Raw genomic sequence first — 18,858 nt, 5'->3', positions numbered from 1 at the left:
AAACACCCTAATGCAGGATCTTGCTTAAGAACGCTTTGGTTCTTTCATGTTCCGGGCACTCAAAGAAATGCTCTGGTGTTCCCTCTTCAAGAATATACCCGCCATCCATGAAAATTACTCGGTCTGCCACCTGACGGGCAAATCCCATCTCATGAGTCACGCAGATCATCGTAATATTTTCTTGCGCCAGCTCTACCATAACGCTTAAAACCTCCTGCACCATCTCAGGATCGAGGGCAGAAGTAGGCTCATCAAACAGAATGAGCGGCTGTTTGGTGCATAAGGCTCTTGCAATGGCAACTCTCTGCTGCTGTCCACCGGAAAGCTGAACTGGATAATTACCAGCCTTTTCCTTAAGGCCAACTCGTTCCAGGCAATTTAGTGCGTTCTTTTTTGCCTCTTCTTTGGGAACATGCTGCAGCTTGATGGGTGCCAGGGTAAGATTTTCTAAGACGGTAAGATGGGGATATAAGTTAAATTGCTGAAAGACCATGGATGAATACTTTTTTGCCATTTCCAGATGATTCTTTTTTGTTACTTCCGTGCCTGCTACTGTAATTTTGCCGCTTGTGGGCTCCTCCAGGTAGTTGATGCACCGGATAAAGGTGGACTTTCCGGAACCGGAAGGACCTATAATAACAAGCTTCTCACCTTCCTTCACCGTCAGGCTGATATCCTTCAAAACTTCAAGGTCTCCGAAGTTCTTTTTTAAGTTTTCGACTTTCACCATATCTGGCATATTTTCATCTCCTTTCTGTGTAAAAGACTGCGAATATGCAAAAAAACGCCTAAGGGTAAATACTCTTAAGCGTCTTCGCTTAGTTTTGTTTTTTAATTGTTGTTATTATAAAAAGTTTTGATTAAAAAGTCAAGAATTATTTTTCTAATGTTTTTCTCTCATCCTGCGTAAAATGTCAGATACAGGAGCATGCCACGTAATGCCCCGGAGTTATTTCACGCATGCCTGGAATGGATTCTTCACATTCTTTCTGAGCGTCCATGCACCGGGTATGGAAGTGGCATCCGCCTGGTACATCCATGGGACTTGGGAGTTCTCCTGATAACATAAGGCGGCTGGCCGCTCTTGCTGCCTTTGGATCAGCCACAGGAATGGCAGAAAGAAGGGCTTTCGTGTAAGGATGAAGAGGATTTTCATAGAGTTCATCACAATCTGCCACCTCCACCAGTCTGCCTAAATACATGACACCAATTCTGGTGGATATGTGGCGCACCATGGATAAATCATGGGCAACGAACAGGTAGGTAAGCCCTAATTCTTCCTGAAGATCTTCCAGCATATTCACCACCTGGGCCTGAATCGACACATCAAGAGCTGATATCGGTTCGTCGCAGAGAAGAAATTCCGGCTCCACGGAAAGTGCTCTGGCAACTCCGATTCTCTGACGCTGTCCCCCGGAGAATTCGTATGCATACTTATGCATATCATCCGGTTTCATTCCCACCCTTTTCAGGAGCTCTTCGATTCTTCCATCCATTTCGCTGGCAGCCATCTTTCCTCCGGCCGTCAGGGACTCTTTGATGATTTCCCTTACATTTAGATGGGGATCAAGGGCTGAATAGGGATCCTGGAAAATGATCTGCATCTGCTTATGAATGGGAAGGAGCTGTTTCCCCTTCCATCCAGTAATATCCTGACCCTTAAAATGGATAGAACCGCTGGTGGGATCATACATCCGGATGAGGGTGCGCCCAAGGGTTGATTTCCCGCAGCCAGACTCTCCAACAAGGCCGAAGGTCTCGCCTTTTCGTATGGCAAGATTGATGCCATCAACAGCCTTTACCTCTGCTTTTTTCCGCCCAAAAAAGTCCTTTTGAGGGAAGTATTTACACAAGTTTTTCGCTTCCAGAAGGATCTCCTGGTTGTTCTGTTCCATTTACTCCACCTCCTGTTCCATGGCATGAAGCTCTTCGTCAGAAAAGATGCACAGAGCCCTCTGAGTATCAGAATACACCCGGTACTGTGGTATGGCCTCATTGCATGCTTCACAGGCGAATTTACACCGCTCTGCAAAAGGGCATCCAGGGGGTGGAGAAGCCAGGGACGGGGCCATTCCAGGAATGGCTTCCAGCCGCTCTTTGTTTCCTGACTGGGGCTTTGGAATGGCTCTTAAGAGCGCTTTTGTATAAGGATGTTTGGGAGCATAAAAGATTTCATCGGTCAGCCCCTCCTCCATAATAAGTCCGCCGTACATCACACAGATTCTATGGCTTAAGCTTGCTACCACACCAAGGTCATGAGTGATTAATACCACGCTCATTCCATTCTCTTCCTGAAGCTTCTTTAACAGTTCAAGGATTTGGGCCTGAATGGTCACATCAAGGGCTGTCGTAGGCTCATCTGCGATCAAAAGCTTTGGCAAACAGCAAAGGGCCATGGCTATTAAAGCTCTCTGGCGCATTCCGCCGGAAAACTCGTGGGGATACTGCATGAGACGCTTTTCCGGGGAAGAAATTCCTACTTGCTTCAGCACTTCTATGGCCTCGTTATGGGCTTCTTTTCCGCTCATGTTACGGTGCCGTTTTAACACCTCCATAAGGTGGTATCCTATGGTTCTTAAAGGGTTTAAGGCTGTCATGGGATCCTGAAATACCATGGCAATTTCCTTTCCCCGTATTTTTCTTAGCTGCTCCGGTGTCATGGCAGTAAGCTCCCGGTCCATAAACCGGATTTCATCTGCGGTAATTTCTGCATTGTCAGGCATCAGTCCCATGATTGATTTCATGAGAACGCTTTTTCCGCTTCCGGATTCTCCTACCACAGCAAGGATTTCCTTCTGCCCGACATGGAAGCTGACACCTCGTACTGCCTGCACCGATTTTCCATGGGTATGAAAAGTGGTGTGTGCATTCCTGGCAGACAGGATTTCTTTATTTTTATTGTTTGAATCTTCCACTTTTATTCCCTCACTTTATTCTTTCTCATCGTTCATGACCTTAGGCTCCACATAGACCCGAAGTAAATTCCCAAGCTTATTAAAGCTAAAAATCGTTATTATGATTAAAAGTCCTGGAATTAAGGCCATGAAAAAGTTGTTCTGCATGGTTCCCTGGGCATCCTGAAGGAGACTGCCCCAGGAGGACATTGGCTGCTGAATTCCGACCCCTAAGAAGCTTAGGGAGGACTCTGTCATAATGGCATTTGCCATGCTGGTGGTGGCTGAGACGATGATGGTGGGAAATACTGCGGGGATAATATGGCGCAGAATGATTGTTAAAACACCAACTCCCGAAAATTTGGCATAAAGGACAAATTCCCTCTCTTTTAAAGAAAGAGTCTCCGCACGTACCAGCCTTGCAATCTCCATCCAGGTAAAGAGTCCGATTACAAGTATGATGGACTTAAGTCCTGGCTTTAAAAAGATGCTGACAACGGTTACTAAAATCATCCATGGTATGGAGTGAAGAACGTCTACGATACGCATCAGTATGGCATCTATGATCCCACCACAGAACCCGGAGATGGTTCCCACCGCAACGCCGATGGTAAGGCTTGTGAGCATGGCTAGAAATCCAACCAAAAGGGAGACACGGCCTCCATAAATGACTCTTGCAAAATAATCCCTTCCCACTTCATCGGTTCCAAACAGATGAGTCAGAGACGGAGATTTTAACCGGTTGATGACGTCCGTGGCATTGGGATCTACGGGAAGTAAGGGGGCGATAAGGGCAAACAGGATGATAATCCCTAAAAGAATCAGGGAGAGTACCGCTGCCTTATCATGCTTTAATACAAGAATCACGCTGTCCATTCTTGTGGACCTGTTGTTATGTTTCATATTATCTTTCTTTCTCATTTGTCATCACCCCATTTCCCGAATACGCGGATCGATGAGACAGTACAGGATATCTGACAGAAGATTGCCAAGGATTACCAGAGTTGAGGACAACACAAGGATAATCATGACAATGGGGTAATCCAGGCCCTGAATGGCTTTGATAAAGTAAGGACCTACCCCTGGCCAGCCAAATACGGTCTCTGTGATGATAGCTCCAGTTACTAATAATGGCAATGCCATTCCAAGTCTTGTAACCACCGGCAGGAGTACATTTTTGCAGACATGCTTAAACATGATTTCCCGCTTGCTGGCACCAAAGGCCTGCTGCACCAGTACATAATCCTCTGAAAACTGAGTCAGGGTGGAGGAACGGACGAACTTTATATTGGCAGGCAGAAAGGTAAATACAAGTGTGGTAAAGGGCATGATGTAATGTCTCATAAAGTCAGCCACAGAGGCTTCCATTCCAACGGAATTCATTCCAACAAAGGGAAGAAGCTTCAGCTTATATCCAAAGACAAAGATAAGGAGCATGGAAAACCAGAAGGAAGGAACTGCGATTCCAACGGAAGAAAAACCGTCAATCAGCTTATCTGCCGTCCGGTTTTTATGAGAGCCTGCCAAGAGTCCCAGCACAACGGCCAGAAAGTAAGCAGTAATATAGGCTGGAAGCACCAGCTTAAATGTATTAGGAATTCTGACGGAAAGATCCGCTGCAATGCTTTGCTTTGTTACGATAGAATATCCATAATTTCCATTCATCAGTCCATCAAGCCAGCGGAAATACTGAATATAAAGGGGCTGGTCATATCCGTACTTTGCCTTAATTAAATCAATGGTTTCCTGGGACATCCTGGGGTTTGTCATGGCATCTATGGCATCGTATGGTGAAAAATGCATGAGAGTAAAGCACAGGATGGTGATGAAAAGGACCATGGGTATGGCTGTCAATATTCGCTTTAATATATATTTGGCCATAGAATTATCTCCTTATAAAAAGGGGCATTTGCCGCAGGAAATGAAGCAGCAAAAAACCCCTTTTTCAACGTTTTATTTTAACTTAAGCTTGGAAGTATCTTCAAAGGTATAGACAGGAACCAGCTTTGCATCCTCGATGCCTGTGATTCTGTCTGATACCACTAAAAGACGCTTATTGGAGTACAGCGGATAGAAGCAGGCTGTATCCTGTATTTTCTGCTGAAGCTTTGTATAGATTTCTTTTCTCTTTGCTTTGTCGGTTTCTTTCCGTCCCTGAGAGAACAGCTCATCGATCTCAGGATAATTGTAATGCATGTAGTTAAAACCGCTTCCACTCTCAAAGAGGCTGGTAAAGGTATCCGGGTCAATTCCCATGATATAACCGCCGAAATACATGTCGTATGCATTATCTTCTTTTTTCATCTGCTGGCTCAGTGCAGTGGAATCCACGCCTGTTAAGTTTACCTTAATGCCGACCTTCTGAAGCTGTTCCTGAACAAGAATGGCAGTGGTTGACTGAATGCTGTCTGTTGCGCTGTATGCCAGGGTAAGCTCAGGCGCCTTGTTGCCGGAAGCAGCCAGGAATTCTTTTGACTTTTCAAGGTCCTGACCATATTTTTCTACATCCTCCGTAAAGAACTCGCTGTTTGGAGGTATGAAGCTCCATGGCAGATCGTAGTTAGCGGCATCTAAGAAAATAGCATCTGCAATGGCTTTTTTATCAATGGCATAAAGTACTGCTTTTCTTAAGTTCTCATCAGTCATGCGCTTTTCGTTCATCATCAGATAGCCGACTCGGCCTTCCTGATAAGGATGAACGGTTAAGTTATTGGACTTTAGATCCATCTGCTCCACCTGAGTAGGAGTTCCGATCCAGGCATCTACTTCCCCGCTCTGAATGGCTGTTTTTGCTGTATTTTCATTTTCAATGATCCGGTAAACAATGTTATCAATCGAAGGTGCTCCCAGGAAGTAGTTCTCATTCTTTGTGAACTTCACATAGGAACCTGCGGAGTACTCTGACATTACGTATGGACCTGTTCCAACGGGCTTTGAATTCACTTCATTGTTTTCAAAGCTGGTCACATTCTCATAAACATGCTTTGGCATGATGAAGATCTGGGAAATCATCTCCTCTGCTGCAGCATTGACCACTGGCATGGTAAAGGTAACGGTATAATCATCTACCTTGGCAACCTTAACACTGCCTTCCGGGTAAACAAGCTGAGAGTAGGCCCAGCCCGCATTCTCTTCTTTTTCCATGGCATCAAAGGTGAATACTACGTCATCCGCCGTGAATTTCTCTCCGTCAGACCACTTTACATCGTCCCGTAAATGTACGGTATAAGTCAATTTATCGTCAGAGGGTTCAACGCTCTTTGCGAGGAAATAGTTGATGCCATCTGCGTTGTACATATATAATGGGGAATAGATCATTTTAATTGTCATAAGACCAAAACGGTCGCTTGTTGTAATTACGTTAACATTCGCTCCCGGATCGCCTGCAATGGCATAGGTAAAGGTACTGTCTCCACCGGTCTTTGTTCCAGCCGCGGTCTCGCCTGCTTTTGTAGTCTCTCCTGCTGCACTGGAGGATGTATTATTTTCTGCGCCCGGATCCTTTCCGCCGCATGCGGTAAGCGCTCCAAGAACCAGCATGGAGGTCATAAACGCTAACCCAATTTTTTTAAGTGATTTTTTCATAATTATCTCCTTTCATTTCTAGCTAACCCACGACGTATATGATAATCCAGAATCACTGGTAACCGTCATTTACTAAAAAGTAAATTTATTATATACTCACTTCGGGTAATTTTGCAACTGGTTTTCGTTAATTTCCTATTTTTTTCATATGTTTAAATGTTAATACAAATTTCACATCCATCAGACAGGATTTACCATACAAAAATTCCGGTGCAGCCCTGCACCGGAACCTTCTCCTTTATCTTTCTCCTGCCCTTACGCCTTGCGGATGGAAAACGTTCTTTCATAAGGAGTGTAATCATTAAAGTAAATGGTGAAGCCGGATTCGTTGATTTCTTCTCCTGAATAATGTCCCCCAAATTCATGGGTTCCATAACCAGGTCCAAAAAGAAGTTTCTGATTGCCATGGATTAAGGTCACATACCCATCTCTTAGCACCATGTCTTCTCCTTTTGCCGCACGCATATGGAAATGTTCATTCTCAAGAATACTTCCTGCCGGAATACAGATTTCAACCCGCAGCGGCACCTGATCCAGACCATCTGCCTTCACACTGATTTCCATACCATCGGAAAGCTCCTTTAAGGTTACAGTCATTTTAATTTCACTGCTGTTTAAGATTTCCCGCTTGGTATGATCCATCTTCCACCAATCGTTGGTACTTTGCTTTTCAGCAAAAGGAAGATAATACCAGCCCTTAGCCACAGATGTCAGGGTGCAGACGCCGTCCTTTTCCTCTATGGTCTGTGGAATGAAATTCCGGATATCACAGTAGCTTTCCCCAATCTTTAAGTAAATAAGTGTCTCCTGGAACTTAAGAAAAAGGAAGGCACTCTTTCCTTTTAAAATACTGTAGCCATACTCCGTCGTTTTCCCACGGATAACCCCTGCCTCTTCAAAATGCTTATGATAGGTCTCAAGGAATCCATAACCCTTAAATTCATAATTCATCATAAAGTCGTGAAGCATAATAATGTGAAGGCATTCCGGCGCCATATCCCCACGTTCTGTGTTATCCTTTATGATTTTATGGGCCGCGCGGTCAAATACATCAAACCCCGTTTTTGCCGCCATATATAAATACTGGTAAAGGTACTTGTCCGGGTAATCTGCCTTGCCCTGATCCTGTCTTGTTGAATTCTGTGTAAAAATCGTATCATCAGGATCAATGTAGTAAAGCATCATCTTTAAATTCCGCTCCACATAACCAAGATAGCTCTCGTCACCAGATTCCTCATACATGGCCATCATGGCGTTGTTCACCACTGCATTATAATTGCCTGTGGAACGCTCCGCGTACTCCCCTTCCTCGTTGCCATCAATGCCCTCATTAAGATACTGTTTAGCACGCTTCATAAGCTGGCTGGAAAGCTCAGGATTTTCTTCCTTTACAAGATTTGCTCCCTGCATGAGAGCCGCCGTAATGCCCCAGCGATGGTTTGGAGTGTGAAAACCACCTGTTAAAAGAGCTGTCAGTGTCTTTACAAGAACGTAACGGTAGCCAGCCTTTAAGGAAACAAGCTCCTCTTCCCCTGTGTATCTTAGGAACAGACGGTAGGTGGCTATGAGGCGCTTAAAGCAAAAAGAGGTATCCGGTGCTGATTTAAAGTTACAGGACGGGTAATCAAAGCTCCCATCTTCCCTTTGACAGTTCTTAATAAAAATGATGGCTGCCTCCATAGCTTTTAACAGCCTTTCACTCTTATAATAACGGCTCTTTTCATTGAGATACACGGACGCTGCATCTGCCATCACATAAATCGTAGGCTTTGCCTCTAAGATAGGGCGTTTCATCCCTCCGAAAAATACATCTCTTTCGTCTTTTACCTGCAGGCTTAAAAATTGATCCACTCTCTGTTCTGCGGAACGGATCATATGTTCCATATATCGTTTCATCCTGATTTTCCTCTTTTCTACGATTCTAACAGCGCCGCACCAATAAGGCCCGCGTCATTATCCAGCTTTGCCACCACAATCTTTGTCCGTTTACGAGAAGTAGCGGCATAATCTTCCCGGTCAATAATCGTCTGGAGCGGCGTTAATAAAAGCTCACCTGCCTTACTGATTCCTCCGCCAATGCAGATAAGCTCCGGCTGAAAGATATTGATTAAGTCTACCAGTCCTGTGCCTAAGTATTCAATGAACTGATGAAGGACCTGGTTTGCTGTATCATCTCCCTGCCTCACTCCATCAAACAAGGTCCTTCCCTCTACCTGATTGATGTCTTTGCCGCACAGCTCCCACAAAATGGACTGAGGGTTCTTTTCCATGGCTTCCTTTGTCTGTGCCACCAAAGCTGTAGCCGATGCATAATTTTCAAAACATCCCCGTCTGCCGCAGTTGCACTCAATTCCGTTCCGGTCAATGACAAAGTGTCCGAATTCCCCAGCCGCATAATTCACGCCGCGAAACAGCTTTCCGTCCAGAATGATTCCACCGCCTACGCCGGTTCCTAGAGTCACTGCCAGCATGGATCTGCTGCCTTTTCCGCTGCCTGCCACGTATTCTCCCCAGGCGGCGGCATTGGCATCGTTATCAAACCGGATGGCCTTTCCCGGAAGCTCTTCCTCCAGCATGGCTACCATTGGCTCATCGTAAAAGCCAAGATTATTGGCATATTCCACAATGCCAGTGTCCCGGTTAGCTGTTCCAGGCACACCAACTCCAACTGCCTCTATTTGATCCCATGATATCCCGCCAAGGTCTGCCGCTTCCTTTGCTAGATCCGCCATATCCTTAACGATTTCACGGGCACTCCTTCCGCTGTTTGTAGGGATTGAAAGCTGCTTTAACAAAGTGCCGTCTTCTCCTACCAGTCCTGCTGCGATATTGGTTCCTCCAAGATCGATTCCAATGTAATATCTCATATCCCCTGCTCCTTTAATTGATTTCTCCTTTGCAGCCATGCTTCCAGACGTTTCCCATCCCCATTTAAAATAAGTTCCTCCGGGAAATTGATCTGTTGAAGCATTTCCAGGGCGTTATGGAACACTCCTACCAGCTTGCAAAAATGGGCATCTGAGTTTACAATCACGAAAACTCCATGAAGGGCGCACAGTCTGGCGATGTTCATGCAGTTTTCTGCGGACTGCTTTCGTACATGAAAGGTTGCCTCATTGATTTCAACTGCCTTTTCATACCGTTTAAACTCCGGTATCACGCGCTCATAATCATAAGGAAAGCCATGGGTTCCGCTATGCCCGATGATATCCACCAAAGGATTGGCCGCAAGGTCTAAATATGCCCTTGTGTGGTCCTCTCTGGTCCCTGGTGATATGACCTCATCGTGAAAGGAGGCAATGGTATAATCCAGTCTGTTTCTTATGGTATCCCCGCTTAAGTCAATGCTTCCATTATAATCTGTAATATTTAATTCCGCTCCCCGGTAGACTCGGACGCCTTCTACCATCTCAGGTATGACCCTTAGATTTCTAAAATGTCCCTCCGGGGCTCCGTCATCGTGGGCTGGGCCGTGATTGCTGATTCCAACGTGGGTCAGCCCGGCCGCCTTTGCAGCCATAATATTTTCATAAACGGTGCTGTAGCCGTGTTTACTCACATCCGTATGGATGTGTAAATCCGCTGTCAGATGTTTTATCATTTTTATCCTGCTTTTTTCTGATTGTCCTGGTTAACGTCTATTATATTCCCCTGAAATAGAGGCTTCAACCTGAATTTAACCGTTAATGGATTCGATTCGTTTGTCTGCAGACCATTTGAGGATCAGGTCATTTTTCTCATATCCTGCCGGATAGAGAAGGTCCAGCTCTACCTTGGTGATGTCCTTTGATTTTCCGATTTTCACATTTAGCACACGAATCTTTTCTTCGCCTAGCATATTAAAAAGATCTTTGATTAATGAGTCATAATGAGAGGTGCTGATCTTTAACATACTCCGGTATGGCTCCTTGGCTAAAAATGGCACATCGTGAAGTATGATCTGCGTAAAGATAAGAAGCAGGCTGGCTCCTCCTCCCATGTAATAGCAACCGGCACCGATGGCCATACCGACTCCTGCCGTTGCCCAGATACCGGCGGCTGTGGTCAGCCCGCTTACGGAGTTATTCTTGATGAAGATGACACCAGCTCCCAAAAAACCAATTCCGGAAACGATCTGGGCAGCAATTCTTGATGCATCAAAATTAGGAATGTCCCTGAATCCATACTTGGAGACCACCATCATGAGAGCAGCTCCCATGGCAACGATGGCATGGGTCCTCATTCCTGCTCCTTTATAACGGCTTTTTCTCTCATATCCAATGAGATATCCGAATACCCCTGCCACAACAATCCTTAAAAACAAACTGGTCTGATAACCGAGTTCATACTTTTCGATTACCGCCGCCAGCATTTGTTGAACATGAACCATTACGATACCCCTTTTCTGTATAAAGCTGTTATGTTATAAATATGCTACTAATTTAACATGTTTGATTGAAAACGTCAGCGCAGAATTTGCGTTTCTCTCTTCAATAACTATGCACTTTTTGTATTCGGCCTTTTTATGTAAAAGTTAAGAGGAAATATATAAAAGTAGAGAGATGCCTGCTGGGACACAAGCATCTCTCCACTCTTTATTTCACGTCTTTGATCCAGTTGTATCTTGGATCGTCTACTCTGGTTGTCCAGGGATTACCCGGAAGGTGGCGGATCATCCAGCAGTAATACATGGGGAATCCGGGTGCGGTTGTCTGGGGGTGGGTCTTTCCTCCTGGAATCTTCGCGCAGCTTCCGTCCTTAATCTTAAATGCCTCTTCGCCGATAAAACAGGCTCCAAAGCCCTCTGGTCGCTCATAACTATAGTAATATACCTCTGGCTGGGGATGCTCGTGGGGGGTGTAGCTGGACCAGCCGCCCTGATGGGTGATTACTTCTCCGTTTACCATATTGGAATAAGGAGCATTGCTGTAGTCGAAGATGGTGCGGACCGTACGCTTCATTTTATTTTCCCATAATCCCTCACCAAAGATATCATTGGTGCAGTCACTGGGGCGGTAGAACACGCTTTCAAAGATGGTCTCATTTTCCGTGCACTGAACGAGAATCTGGCTGTCAGCCTTTGCAGATACCTTCACTGACATTCCCTTGCATACATGAAGACAGTAAGGGCCTTCCTCAATGAGGCTGGTACGCTTTCCGCTCTCTTCCTTCCCTTCCCAGGAAAAGGTGACTTCTCCCGTAAGTAAAAGGACTGCCATCTCATTCTGGGAATAGGCAAAGGTACGTTCCTCTCCATTTTTTAGTTCATAGACAGCAATGTCCATTAACATATCATTGTTCGCATCACCGGCTTTGCAAAGGACTTTAATTCCGTCCTTGTCAAACTCCGGGTAGCTGAATAATTCGCTCATGAAAGCTCCTTTCTCCCTTTGTGGCTCTTACATTGTGATTTCTGATATCTTAACTGGTCTGTGTTCCTCTACGGATTTCTTTGCTGCGATTCCCATAAGAACTGGCTTTAATCCGTCTAATACACCAAGAGGAGTATCCGTATTATGTTCAATGGCATCGATAAAGCAGTTTACCTCTTTTGCGAAGGACTGCATGTAACGCTCTAAGAAGAAGTAAAGCGGCTTTTCACCAGTCACGCCGTCAGCGGTGCTTAATACAGCACTGGATTCGGTGTCATTGGCAGTTGCTACCATGCCCTTGGAGCCAAATACTTCTGCTCTCTGGTCATAGCCGTAAACTGCTTTTCTGGAGTTGTCGATCACAGCAATGGCACCATTTTCCATCTTAATGGTAATGACTGCGGTATCCACATCGCCTGCTTCTCCAATGGCCGGATCAACGAGGACAGCTGACTGTACATAAATTTCTTCTGCATCACATCCTGCAAGGAAACGAACCATATCAAAATCATGAATGGTCATATCAAGGAACATACCACCGGAAACAGCTGCGTACTCTGCACTTGGCGGCTCTGGATCTCTGGAGGTCACCTTGATGATATGAGGCTCACCGATTTTTCCAGCTACCACTGCATTTTTCACTGCTTCAAAGTTATGGTCAAAGCGGCGGTTAAAGCCAACCTGGTATTTTACCTTGCTGTCCTTTAATGCATCAATAACTTCTTTGATTTTATCAATGTCATGGTCGATTGGTTTTTCGCAGAATACATGTTTTCCAGCTTTGATTGCTTCCACAGAAATTGGAGAATGAGTGTTTGTGGAAGAACAAATAAGTACAGCATCAATCTCCGGGTCAGCTAAAATTTCCTTGTAATCCTTGGTGGTATGAGTAACGCCCATGCTCTTTGCCCACTCAGCAGTTTCTTCGTTCATAAATGGGTCAGCAATGGTCTTGATTGTTGCATTTTTAACAATGTTGCAGATGCTAGTAGTATGAACCTTTCCGATTCTTCCTGCTCCGATAATTCCTACGGTTACCATAATATTCTTCTCCTTTTATTGTTTGATGGATTAAAGACCAGTTTTTTCTGCGATGAATTTTCTTGCATTGATGGCGTATTCTAATGGGTTAGCTTTTGCTGGATCCTGCTCTGCCTCAACCACCATATAGCCTTCATAGGAGGCGTCCTCTAATACCTTGAAAATAGGATCAAAGTTTACGCAGCCATCTCCTGGAATGGTGAAAGCACCGGCTCTCACGCCTGCCAGGAAGCTCATCTTCTCTTCTCTTACCTGCTTTACTACTTCGGGACGGATATCCTTTAAATGTACATGTTTGATGCGGTTTACATACTTTGTGACCATTTCAACCGGGTCTTCGTCGCAGTAAGCAAAGTGACCGCTGTCAAAAAGAAGGCTTACGTATTCCGGGTCAGTGCCTGCCATCATACGCTCTACTTCTTTGGCACTCTGAACAACGGTTCCCATGTGATGGTGGAAGGTAAGAGCAACGCCGTATTCCTCTTTGGATACCTTTCCAAGACGGTTCAGACCGTCACATAAGAGATCCCATTCCCTATCATCCATCTCATGCTTTCCTTCGAAAACTGGCTGATCCTGAATTCCCTGGGTGCTGTAGCTCTGTTCGGAGACCCCTACTACCTTTGCGCCCATGGCTGCAAGGAATGCCACATGCTTTTTAAATTCTGCTTCTGTCTCTTCGTAAGGCTTGCTGATTAAGAAGGTGGAAAACCATGCGTTGCAGATCTCTACGCCTCTTAAATTAAGAGCTTTTTTTAATACCTCTACATCTCTTGGGTATTTATTTCCTACCTCAGAGCCTGTAAACCCGGCCAGTGCCATTTCACTGACACACTGCTCAAAGGTATTCTCCCCTCCAAGATCTGGAAGATCATCATTGGTCCATGCGATTGGTGCGATTCCTAATTTTACTTTCTCCTTGTTTAACATATCGGTATCCCTTCCCTGTTATATTATTTAATACCGCCTGGCTTTTCCGCGGTTTTCAATCAGATTTTCATACGCTTTTTGCTGCCCTTCAATTCCTGTTACGCTTGCAAGGCCTACATTCCACCAGGACTTGTAACCTTCTGTCATGGTCTTTGGAAGTACCTTGATATCAATTAAAGTAGATACGGTCTGCTTCTTGGCATCCGCAAGCGCTTCCTTTAATTCCTCCAGTGTTTTTGCTGTGTAGGTCTTAACCCCATATCCTTCACAGACCTTGGCATAATCCACTGGGATCAGTCCGCCGTTTAAGGTTCCATCTTCACCACGGTAACGGAATTCTGTAGCCAGGTTTCCGATTCCGTTTGACATCTGGAGATTGTTGATGCAGCCAAAGCCGCAGTTATCAAACAATAAAACATTGATCTTCATGCCTTCCTGCAATGAGGTGGCAAGCTCACTGTGAAGCATCTGGAAGCTTCCATCGCCGCACATGGAGTATACCTCCTGGTTCGGAGAGGCCATCTTGGCTCCCAGGCTTGCTGCGATCTCATAGCCCATACAGGAATAACCGTATTCCATGTGGTAGGCATCCTTTTGATCTGTGGTCCACATTCTCTGTAAGCAGCCTGGAAGACTTCCGGAAGCACCGATGACAATGGCGTCAGGATCAATTTCTTTGCGGATTAAAGAGATTGCTGCTGTCTGCGTGATGACACCACCTGTAAGCTCTACGAATTCCTCGATGGATACTGGATTTCTGGCTTTTACAATCGGCTCAAAATCATCGTCATAGCAGTAGTTGGAAAGACGCTCCATCTCTTCGTCCCAGGCTTTCTTCGCTTCCTCAATCTCACAATTGTAAGCTGATATATAGCCTTTTTCCTTCAGGCTCTTAGAAAGAACTTCAAGGGCTGCTTTCGCATCTGCCACTACGGGAAGGGAATCCATTTTGTAAGCATGGAATCTGGAAATATTAATGGAAGCTATCTTCACTTCTGGATTCTTAAACTGGTTCTTTGAGCCAGTGGTAAAGTCAGACAAACGGCTTCCCACGGAAATGATTAAATCAGCTTCTTCAGCAATGGTGTTTGCAGACAAGTTACCGGTAACCCCAAGGCCCCCAAGATTATAAGGGTGAGAGGACTTACAGGCGCTCTTTCCTGACTGAGTCTCCGCAAATGGAATGCGGAAGGTCTCACAGAATTTCATCAGCTCTTCCCCAGCCTCAGAATACCTCACACCGCCGCCGCAGATGATCATAGGCTTTTTGCTGCTTACGATCATAGCGGTCAAATCTTTTAAATCAGCCTCAGTCGGTACTGGACGGGAGATTCTGTGAACCCGTTTCTCAAAGAAATAATCCGGGTACTCATAAGCTTCACCTTCTGCGTCCTGAGAAAGAGCCACACATACCGCACCTGTCTCAGCCGGGTCCGTGAGGACACGCATAGCGTTAATCATGGTTGACATCAGCTGCTCCGGTCGAACGATACGGTCCCAGAACTTACACACAGGACGGAAGGCGTCGTTGGTGGTGATGGACGGGCCGTAGCTCTGCTCTAACTGCTGCAGCACAGGATCCGGCTGTCTGGTGGCATAAGTATCTCCTGGAAGGAGGAGAAGAGGAATATTATTAACGGTAGCACAGGCTGCTGCTGTTACCATATTGGCAGCTCCCGGTCCGATGGAGGAAGAACAGGCGATGATCTTTTTCCGGTTGTTCTGTTTGGCATAGCCTGCTGCCACATGAGCCATTCCCTGCTCGTTTCGTCCCTGATATACCTTTAAGCTTCCTGGATTCTCGTCTAAGGCCTGGCCTAACCCTACCACGATTCCGTGACCGAAGATGGTGAAGACTCCTTCTACAAACTTTGTTACTTCTCCATCCCGTTCCACATACTGGTTATCCAGGAACTTTACTAAGGCCTGTGCAACCGTCATTTTGGTGTACCCCATAACACGTTGTCTCCCTTCTTTATGCTCTGGCGATCATTTCGCCGTATTTTTCCTTGCTTTCTTTAATGAATGCACGAACCTCATCCGGTCCCGGAAGATCCTCGGAACAGGAGTGGCTGGCCACCATCATGGCTGCTTCCGCGCTGCCAAATTCCAGACAGTCGATCATCTCCCAGCCTTCAAACAGACCATATAAGAAACCGGAACCATATCCGTCACCGCCGCCAAAGGATTTTAAGGCAGTCACCGGGAATGGCTTAATGCTGTAACTGTTGCCGTCGTTTGTATAAGCGGTGGAGCCTTCCTTGCCATGCTTAATGATGACAATCTTTGCCCGTTCCTTATGCCATGCCGCTGCACTCTCCTTATCAGAGCGACCTTCCTCAATAAGGCGTTCTGTTAAGTTAAATTCCTCTCTGGAGCCCATGATAATATCCGCTTCTTTTGCTACCATGGAATAGTAGATGGATATCTCATCTTCACTGACCCAGTTATAGGGGCGGTAATCAATATCAAAAATGATAACTGTGTTATTTCTCTTAGCCAGCATCACAGCCTTAAGAGCTGCTTCTCTTGACGGACTGGCTGCCAGGGAAGTTCCTGAAATCAAGATTGCTTTTGCATTCTTTATATAATCTTCATCAATATCCGCCGGACTTAACTGCAAATCGGCAATGCAGTTGCGATACATTAAGATACTGCTTTCTGTTGGGGATAAGATTTCTGTAAAGGTCAGACCGATCTTTTCTCCGTGTTCACAGCGGCGGATTCTGGTTACGTCAATTCCTTCTTTTTTGAAAAAGTCTGTAACAAAGTCTCCGAACTGGTCGTCAGACACTCTTGCGAAAAATCCTGCCTTTAATCCATGTCTTGATACACCAACCGCTATGTTTGCCGGAGAACCGCCCACATACTTTTTAAATGTGGTGCACTCTGCTAAGGGATGGAAGTAATCCACCGGGTTAAAATCAACTGCCACTCTGCCCAGCAGGACTAAATCCATAGGTCTCTTTTCATCAAATGTTATATACTGCATGCTTTCCCTCCTGATTACAGCGGCTCTGCACAGTTAAAAATGCGGATATGCTGTGTTACATTATCATAAACTCCCTTTACCATTGCTTCATTTAAGCCAAAATAATCATGCTTTCCGTCACTGTCCAGATAGTTAATGGCTTCTCTGGTCAGGCTGTCAAAGCTTGCGGTGGCAATGTTTATTTTCCGAATCCCAAGGGATATGGCTTTTCTAAAATCCTCCGGTGTGATTCCGGTTCCCCCATGAAGCACCAAAGGTACACTGGTTATCTTATCAATGGCTTCTAATACATCAAAGGCTAATCGTGGTGCCACGGGATAATTGCCATGGGCATTGCCAATGGCAACAGCCAGCGCATCCACTCCCGTCCGTTCTAAAAAGACTTTGGCATCCTGTGGGTTTGTGCAGCGAATTCCTTCATCGGTCTTGCCATCCTCACTTCCACCCACCAGACCAAGCTCCGCTTCCACGGTTGCGCCGTATTTTTTTGCCAGTTCAACTGCCTGCAAGGTCATTTCTATATTTTCTTCAAAAGGAAGAGTGGAGCCGTCCATCATAATAGAAGTAAACCCATAGGCAAGTGCCTGAGAAAGTACTTCCAGGGACTTCCCGTGATCTAAATGAACGGCAATGGGAACGGAGGATTTTTTTGCTGCTTCCACCATCATAGGCCCCATAAGAGCCAGGGGAGAATGAGGAAGCCTTACTTCCGCTATCTGTAAAATGATAGGGGTATTGTAATCCTCTGCCGCTTTCACCGCTCCCTTTACCATCTCAAGATTCCCCACGCTGAAGGCTCCCACGGCCCGGTTTTCTTCCTTCGCCTGTAAAAGCAATTCCTTCATCTTTACTAATGCCATACTCTTCTCCTTTATCCCCAGGTCAATCCCACAGTCTGCGGTAAATTTCGGTTACATCGTCCTTTGCCATATCCTTTCTGGTATTGGAAGGACTTCCGCTGTCCATGGCATCTCCTGCCATCTTGTCAATGACTGCAAAGAATGCTTCCCGGTCAATGCCGTACCCTGCCAGGGATGGAATCTCAAGCTCATCCAAAATTCCAATGACTGAGTCAAGAAATGCCTTTGCTGCCTCTTCATCTCCTGTCTCTTCCCCTGCTGCCCCGATCTCTCTTGCCATCACTGCAAACCGGTCATAGGCACCGTCAAGGGCAAAGCGGAAGCATTCCTTTAAGAGCATGGCATTGGAAATGCCGTGAGGAACGTGGAACAAGGCTCCGATAGGACGGCTCATACCGTGAACCAGAGTCACCGATGCATTGTTAAATGCAATTCCTGCTTCCAAAGCGGCCAGAGACATCTCTTCTCTTGCCTTTTTATCCTCGCCATCATGAAATGCCTTTGGCAGCCAGGCAAAAATTCTCTTTACCGCTGATAACGCAAAGGAGTCAGACAGAGGCTGAGCCTTTCTTGAGGTGTAGGCTTCCATGGCATGAGTCAGAGCATCAAGTCCGGTTGCCGCCGTGATCTTAGGCGGAGCCGTCATGGTGAATCTGGGATCAATGATTGCCAGATCCGGCATGAGGACAGGACCCTTTAACAGCATCTTAATGTCCTTTTTCGTATCCGTAATAATGGTGAACTGAGTTGCCTCAGAACCTGTTCCTGCTGTGGTAGGAATGGCTGTCATAGGGGGAAGGTTTCCCTTTATGACCTTACCCATATAATCAGAAATGTTACCACCGCAGGCAGACAGAGCGGCAATTGCCTTCATGGAATCAATAGGGCTTCCGCCTCCCAGGGCAATGAGGAAGTCACAGCCTTCCTTCTGATAACAGGATAGTCCATCTTCAATCATGGTATCCGTTGGCTCCCCGTTAATTCCGTCAAAAATAGCATAAAGTATTCCCTCTTCTTTTAAAAGCCCGGTCAATACTTCCACATTTCCAAGCTTCACCATCACCTCATCGGTGACGATCAGGGCTTTATTCCCCTGTTCTTTTAAATGAGCCCTTGCATCAAAGAGGGCATTGTCTCCGCTGACGATTGTTCCAGGCATAATAAACTCTCTTCCCATTATTACGCTCCTTTCCTGTTTATGATAA

At 45.7% G+C, this 18,858-nt stretch carries 17 protein-coding genes; all 17 read right to left on the bottom strand.

Features of this window, described 5'->3' with window-relative positions:
• Positions 1–7: 7 nt before the first annotated feature.
• Complete coding sequence (locus T546_RS0108170; RefSeq protein ID WP_026891186.1) at positions 8–739, bottom strand: amino acid ABC transporter ATP-binding protein; 732 nt, start codon at positions 737–739, stop codon at positions 8–10.
• A 175-nt stretch (positions 740–914) separates the two neighbouring features.
• Positions 915–1,895 (bottom strand): ABC transporter ATP-binding protein, encoded by a 981-nt coding sequence (locus tag T546_RS0108165; protein ID WP_026891185.1) that lies wholly within the window; start codon positions 1,893–1,895, stop codon positions 915–917.
• Complete coding sequence (locus T546_RS0108160) at positions 1,896–2,915, bottom strand: ABC transporter ATP-binding protein (RefSeq protein WP_026891184.1); 1,020 nt, start codon at positions 2,913–2,915, stop codon at positions 1,896–1,898.
• 15 nt (positions 2,916–2,930) lie between these two features.
• Positions 2,931–3,815, bottom strand: a complete 885-nt coding sequence (locus T546_RS0108155) for an ABC transporter permease (RefSeq protein ID WP_242842202.1) — start codon at positions 3,813–3,815, stop codon at positions 2,931–2,933.
• A 6-nt stretch (positions 3,816–3,821) separates the two neighbouring features.
• On the bottom strand, positions 3,822–4,775 hold the full coding sequence (locus T546_RS0108150) for an ABC transporter permease (protein ID WP_026891182.1): 954 nt from the start codon (positions 4,773–4,775) through the stop codon (positions 3,822–3,824).
• Between the two features lie 72 nt (positions 4,776–4,847).
• Positions 4,848–6,479, bottom strand: coding sequence for an ABC transporter substrate-binding protein (locus T546_RS0108145; protein ID WP_034598348.1), 1,632 nt, complete (start codon positions 6,477–6,479; stop codon positions 4,848–4,850).
• 255 nt (positions 6,480–6,734) lie between these two features.
• A complete protein-coding gene (locus T546_RS0108140; protein WP_026891180.1) occupies positions 6,735–8,375 on the bottom strand; it encodes a hypothetical protein in 1,641 nt (546 codons plus the stop codon).
• 17 nt (positions 8,376–8,392) lie between these two features.
• Positions 8,393–9,346, bottom strand: coding sequence for an ROK family protein (locus T546_RS0108135; RefSeq protein ID WP_026891179.1), 954 nt, complete (start codon positions 9,344–9,346; stop codon positions 8,393–8,395).
• The gene (locus T546_RS0108130; protein WP_034598347.1) at positions 9,343–10,080 is read right to left on the bottom strand and encodes a phosphatase; all 738 of its coding nucleotides are present in this window, start codon (positions 10,078–10,080) and stop codon (positions 9,343–9,345) included. The genes T546_RS0108135 and T546_RS0108130 overlap by 4 nt, the downstream gene beginning before the upstream one ends.
• A gap of 75 nt (positions 10,081–10,155) precedes the next feature.
• A complete protein-coding gene (locus T546_RS0108125) occupies positions 10,156–10,830 on the bottom strand; it encodes an MgtC/SapB family protein (RefSeq protein ID WP_034598580.1) in 675 nt (224 codons plus the stop codon).
• A gap of 223 nt (positions 10,831–11,053) precedes the next feature.
• Positions 11,054–11,830: a 5-deoxy-glucuronate isomerase gene (locus T546_RS0108120; protein WP_026891176.1), complete on the bottom strand. Its 777-nt coding sequence runs from the start codon at positions 11,828–11,830 to the stop codon at positions 11,054–11,056.
• A gap of 27 nt (positions 11,831–11,857) precedes the next feature.
• Positions 11,858–12,871 (bottom strand): inositol 2-dehydrogenase, encoded by a 1,014-nt coding sequence (gene iolG, locus T546_RS0108115; RefSeq protein ID WP_026891175.1) that lies wholly within the window; start codon positions 12,869–12,871, stop codon positions 11,858–11,860.
• A gap of 30 nt (positions 12,872–12,901) precedes the next feature.
• Complete coding sequence (iolE, locus tag T546_RS0108110; RefSeq protein ID WP_026891174.1) at positions 12,902–13,801, bottom strand: myo-inosose-2 dehydratase; 900 nt, start codon at positions 13,799–13,801, stop codon at positions 12,902–12,904.
• 27 nt (positions 13,802–13,828) lie between these two features.
• Positions 13,829–15,757 carry a 3D-(3,5/4)-trihydroxycyclohexane-1,2-dione acylhydrolase (decyclizing) gene (gene iolD, locus T546_RS0108105; RefSeq protein WP_026891173.1) on the bottom strand — a complete coding sequence of 643 codons (1,929 nt, stop codon included), beginning with the start codon at positions 15,755–15,757 and terminating at the stop codon, positions 13,829–13,831.
• A 19-nt stretch (positions 15,758–15,776) separates the two neighbouring features.
• Positions 15,777–16,793, bottom strand: coding sequence for a 5-dehydro-2-deoxygluconokinase (iolC, locus tag T546_RS0108100; protein WP_026891172.1), 1,017 nt, complete (start codon positions 16,791–16,793; stop codon positions 15,777–15,779).
• Between the two features lie 14 nt (positions 16,794–16,807).
• A complete protein-coding gene (locus tag T546_RS0108095) occupies positions 16,808–17,653 on the bottom strand; it encodes a class II fructose-bisphosphate aldolase (RefSeq protein WP_026891171.1) in 846 nt (281 codons plus the stop codon).
• A 22-nt stretch (positions 17,654–17,675) separates the two neighbouring features.
• Positions 17,676–18,830 carry an iron-containing alcohol dehydrogenase gene (locus T546_RS0108090; RefSeq protein WP_026891170.1) on the bottom strand — a complete coding sequence of 385 codons (1,155 nt, stop codon included), beginning with the start codon at positions 18,828–18,830 and terminating at the stop codon, positions 17,676–17,678.
• Positions 18,831–18,858 lie beyond the last annotated feature (28 nt).

Source organism: [Clostridium] aerotolerans DSM 5434 (assembly GCF_000687555.1).
Taxonomy (GTDB): Bacteria; Bacillota; Clostridia; order Lachnospirales; family Lachnospiraceae; genus Lacrimispora; species Lacrimispora aerotolerans.
The sequence above is the reverse complement of the archived record's forward strand: the minus strand, read 5'-3'. Positions and strand labels throughout refer to the sequence as shown.

What these genes read in the sequence shown, in the direction of transcription:
- T546_RS0108170 (WP_026891186.1), bottom strand. Translation starts at nt 739, where the DNA reads ATGCCAGATATGGTGAAAGTCGAAAACTTAAAAAAGAACTTCGGAGAC.
- T546_RS0108165 (WP_026891185.1), bottom strand. Translation starts at nt 1,895, where the DNA reads ATGGAACAGAACAACCAGGAGATCCTTCTGGAAGCGAAAAACTTGTGT.
- T546_RS0108155 (WP_242842202.1), bottom strand. Translation starts at nt 3,815, where the DNA reads ATGAGAAAGAAAGATAATATGAAACATAACAACAGGTCCACAAGAATG.
- T546_RS0108150 (WP_026891182.1), bottom strand. Translation starts at nt 4,775, where the DNA reads ATGGCCAAATATATATTAAAGCGAATATTGACAGCCATACCCATGGTC.
- T546_RS0108145 (WP_034598348.1), bottom strand. Translation starts at nt 6,479, where the DNA reads ATGAAAAAATCACTTAAAAAAATTGGGTTAGCGTTTATGACCTCCATG.
- T546_RS0108140 (WP_026891180.1), bottom strand. Translation starts at nt 8,375, where the DNA reads ATGAAACGATATATGGAACATATGATCCGTTCCGCAGAACAGAGAGTG.
- T546_RS0108135 (WP_026891179.1), bottom strand. Translation starts at nt 9,346, where the DNA reads ATGAGATATTACATTGGAATCGATCTTGGAGGAACCAATATCGCAGCA.
- T546_RS0108130 (WP_034598347.1), bottom strand. Translation starts at nt 10,080, where the DNA reads ATGATAAAACATCTGACAGCGGATTTACACATCCATACGGATGTGAGT.
- T546_RS0108125 (WP_034598580.1), bottom strand. Translation starts at nt 10,830, where the DNA reads ATGCTGGCGGCGGTAATCGAAAAGTATGAACTCGGTTATCAGACCAGT.
- T546_RS0108120 (WP_026891176.1), bottom strand. Translation starts at nt 11,830, where the DNA reads ATGAGCGAATTATTCAGCTACCCGGAGTTTGACAAGGACGGAATTAAA.
- iolG (WP_026891175.1), bottom strand. Translation starts at nt 12,871, where the DNA reads ATGGTAACCGTAGGAATTATCGGAGCAGGAAGAATCGGAAAGGTTCAT.
- iolE (WP_026891174.1), bottom strand. Translation starts at nt 13,801, where the DNA reads ATGTTAAACAAGGAGAAAGTAAAATTAGGAATCGCACCAATCGCATGG.
- iolD (WP_026891173.1), bottom strand. Translation starts at nt 15,757, where the DNA reads ATGGGGTACACCAAAATGACGGTTGCACAGGCCTTAGTAAAGTTCCTG.
- iolC (WP_026891172.1), bottom strand. Translation starts at nt 16,793, where the DNA reads ATGCAGTATATAACATTTGATGAAAAGAGACCTATGGATTTAGTCCTG.
- T546_RS0108095 (WP_026891171.1), bottom strand. Translation starts at nt 17,653, where the DNA reads ATGGCATTAGTAAAGATGAAGGAATTGCTTTTACAGGCGAAGGAAGAA.
- T546_RS0108090 (WP_026891170.1), bottom strand. Translation starts at nt 18,830, where the DNA reads ATGGGAAGAGAGTTTATTATGCCTGGAACAATCGTCAGCGGAGACAAT.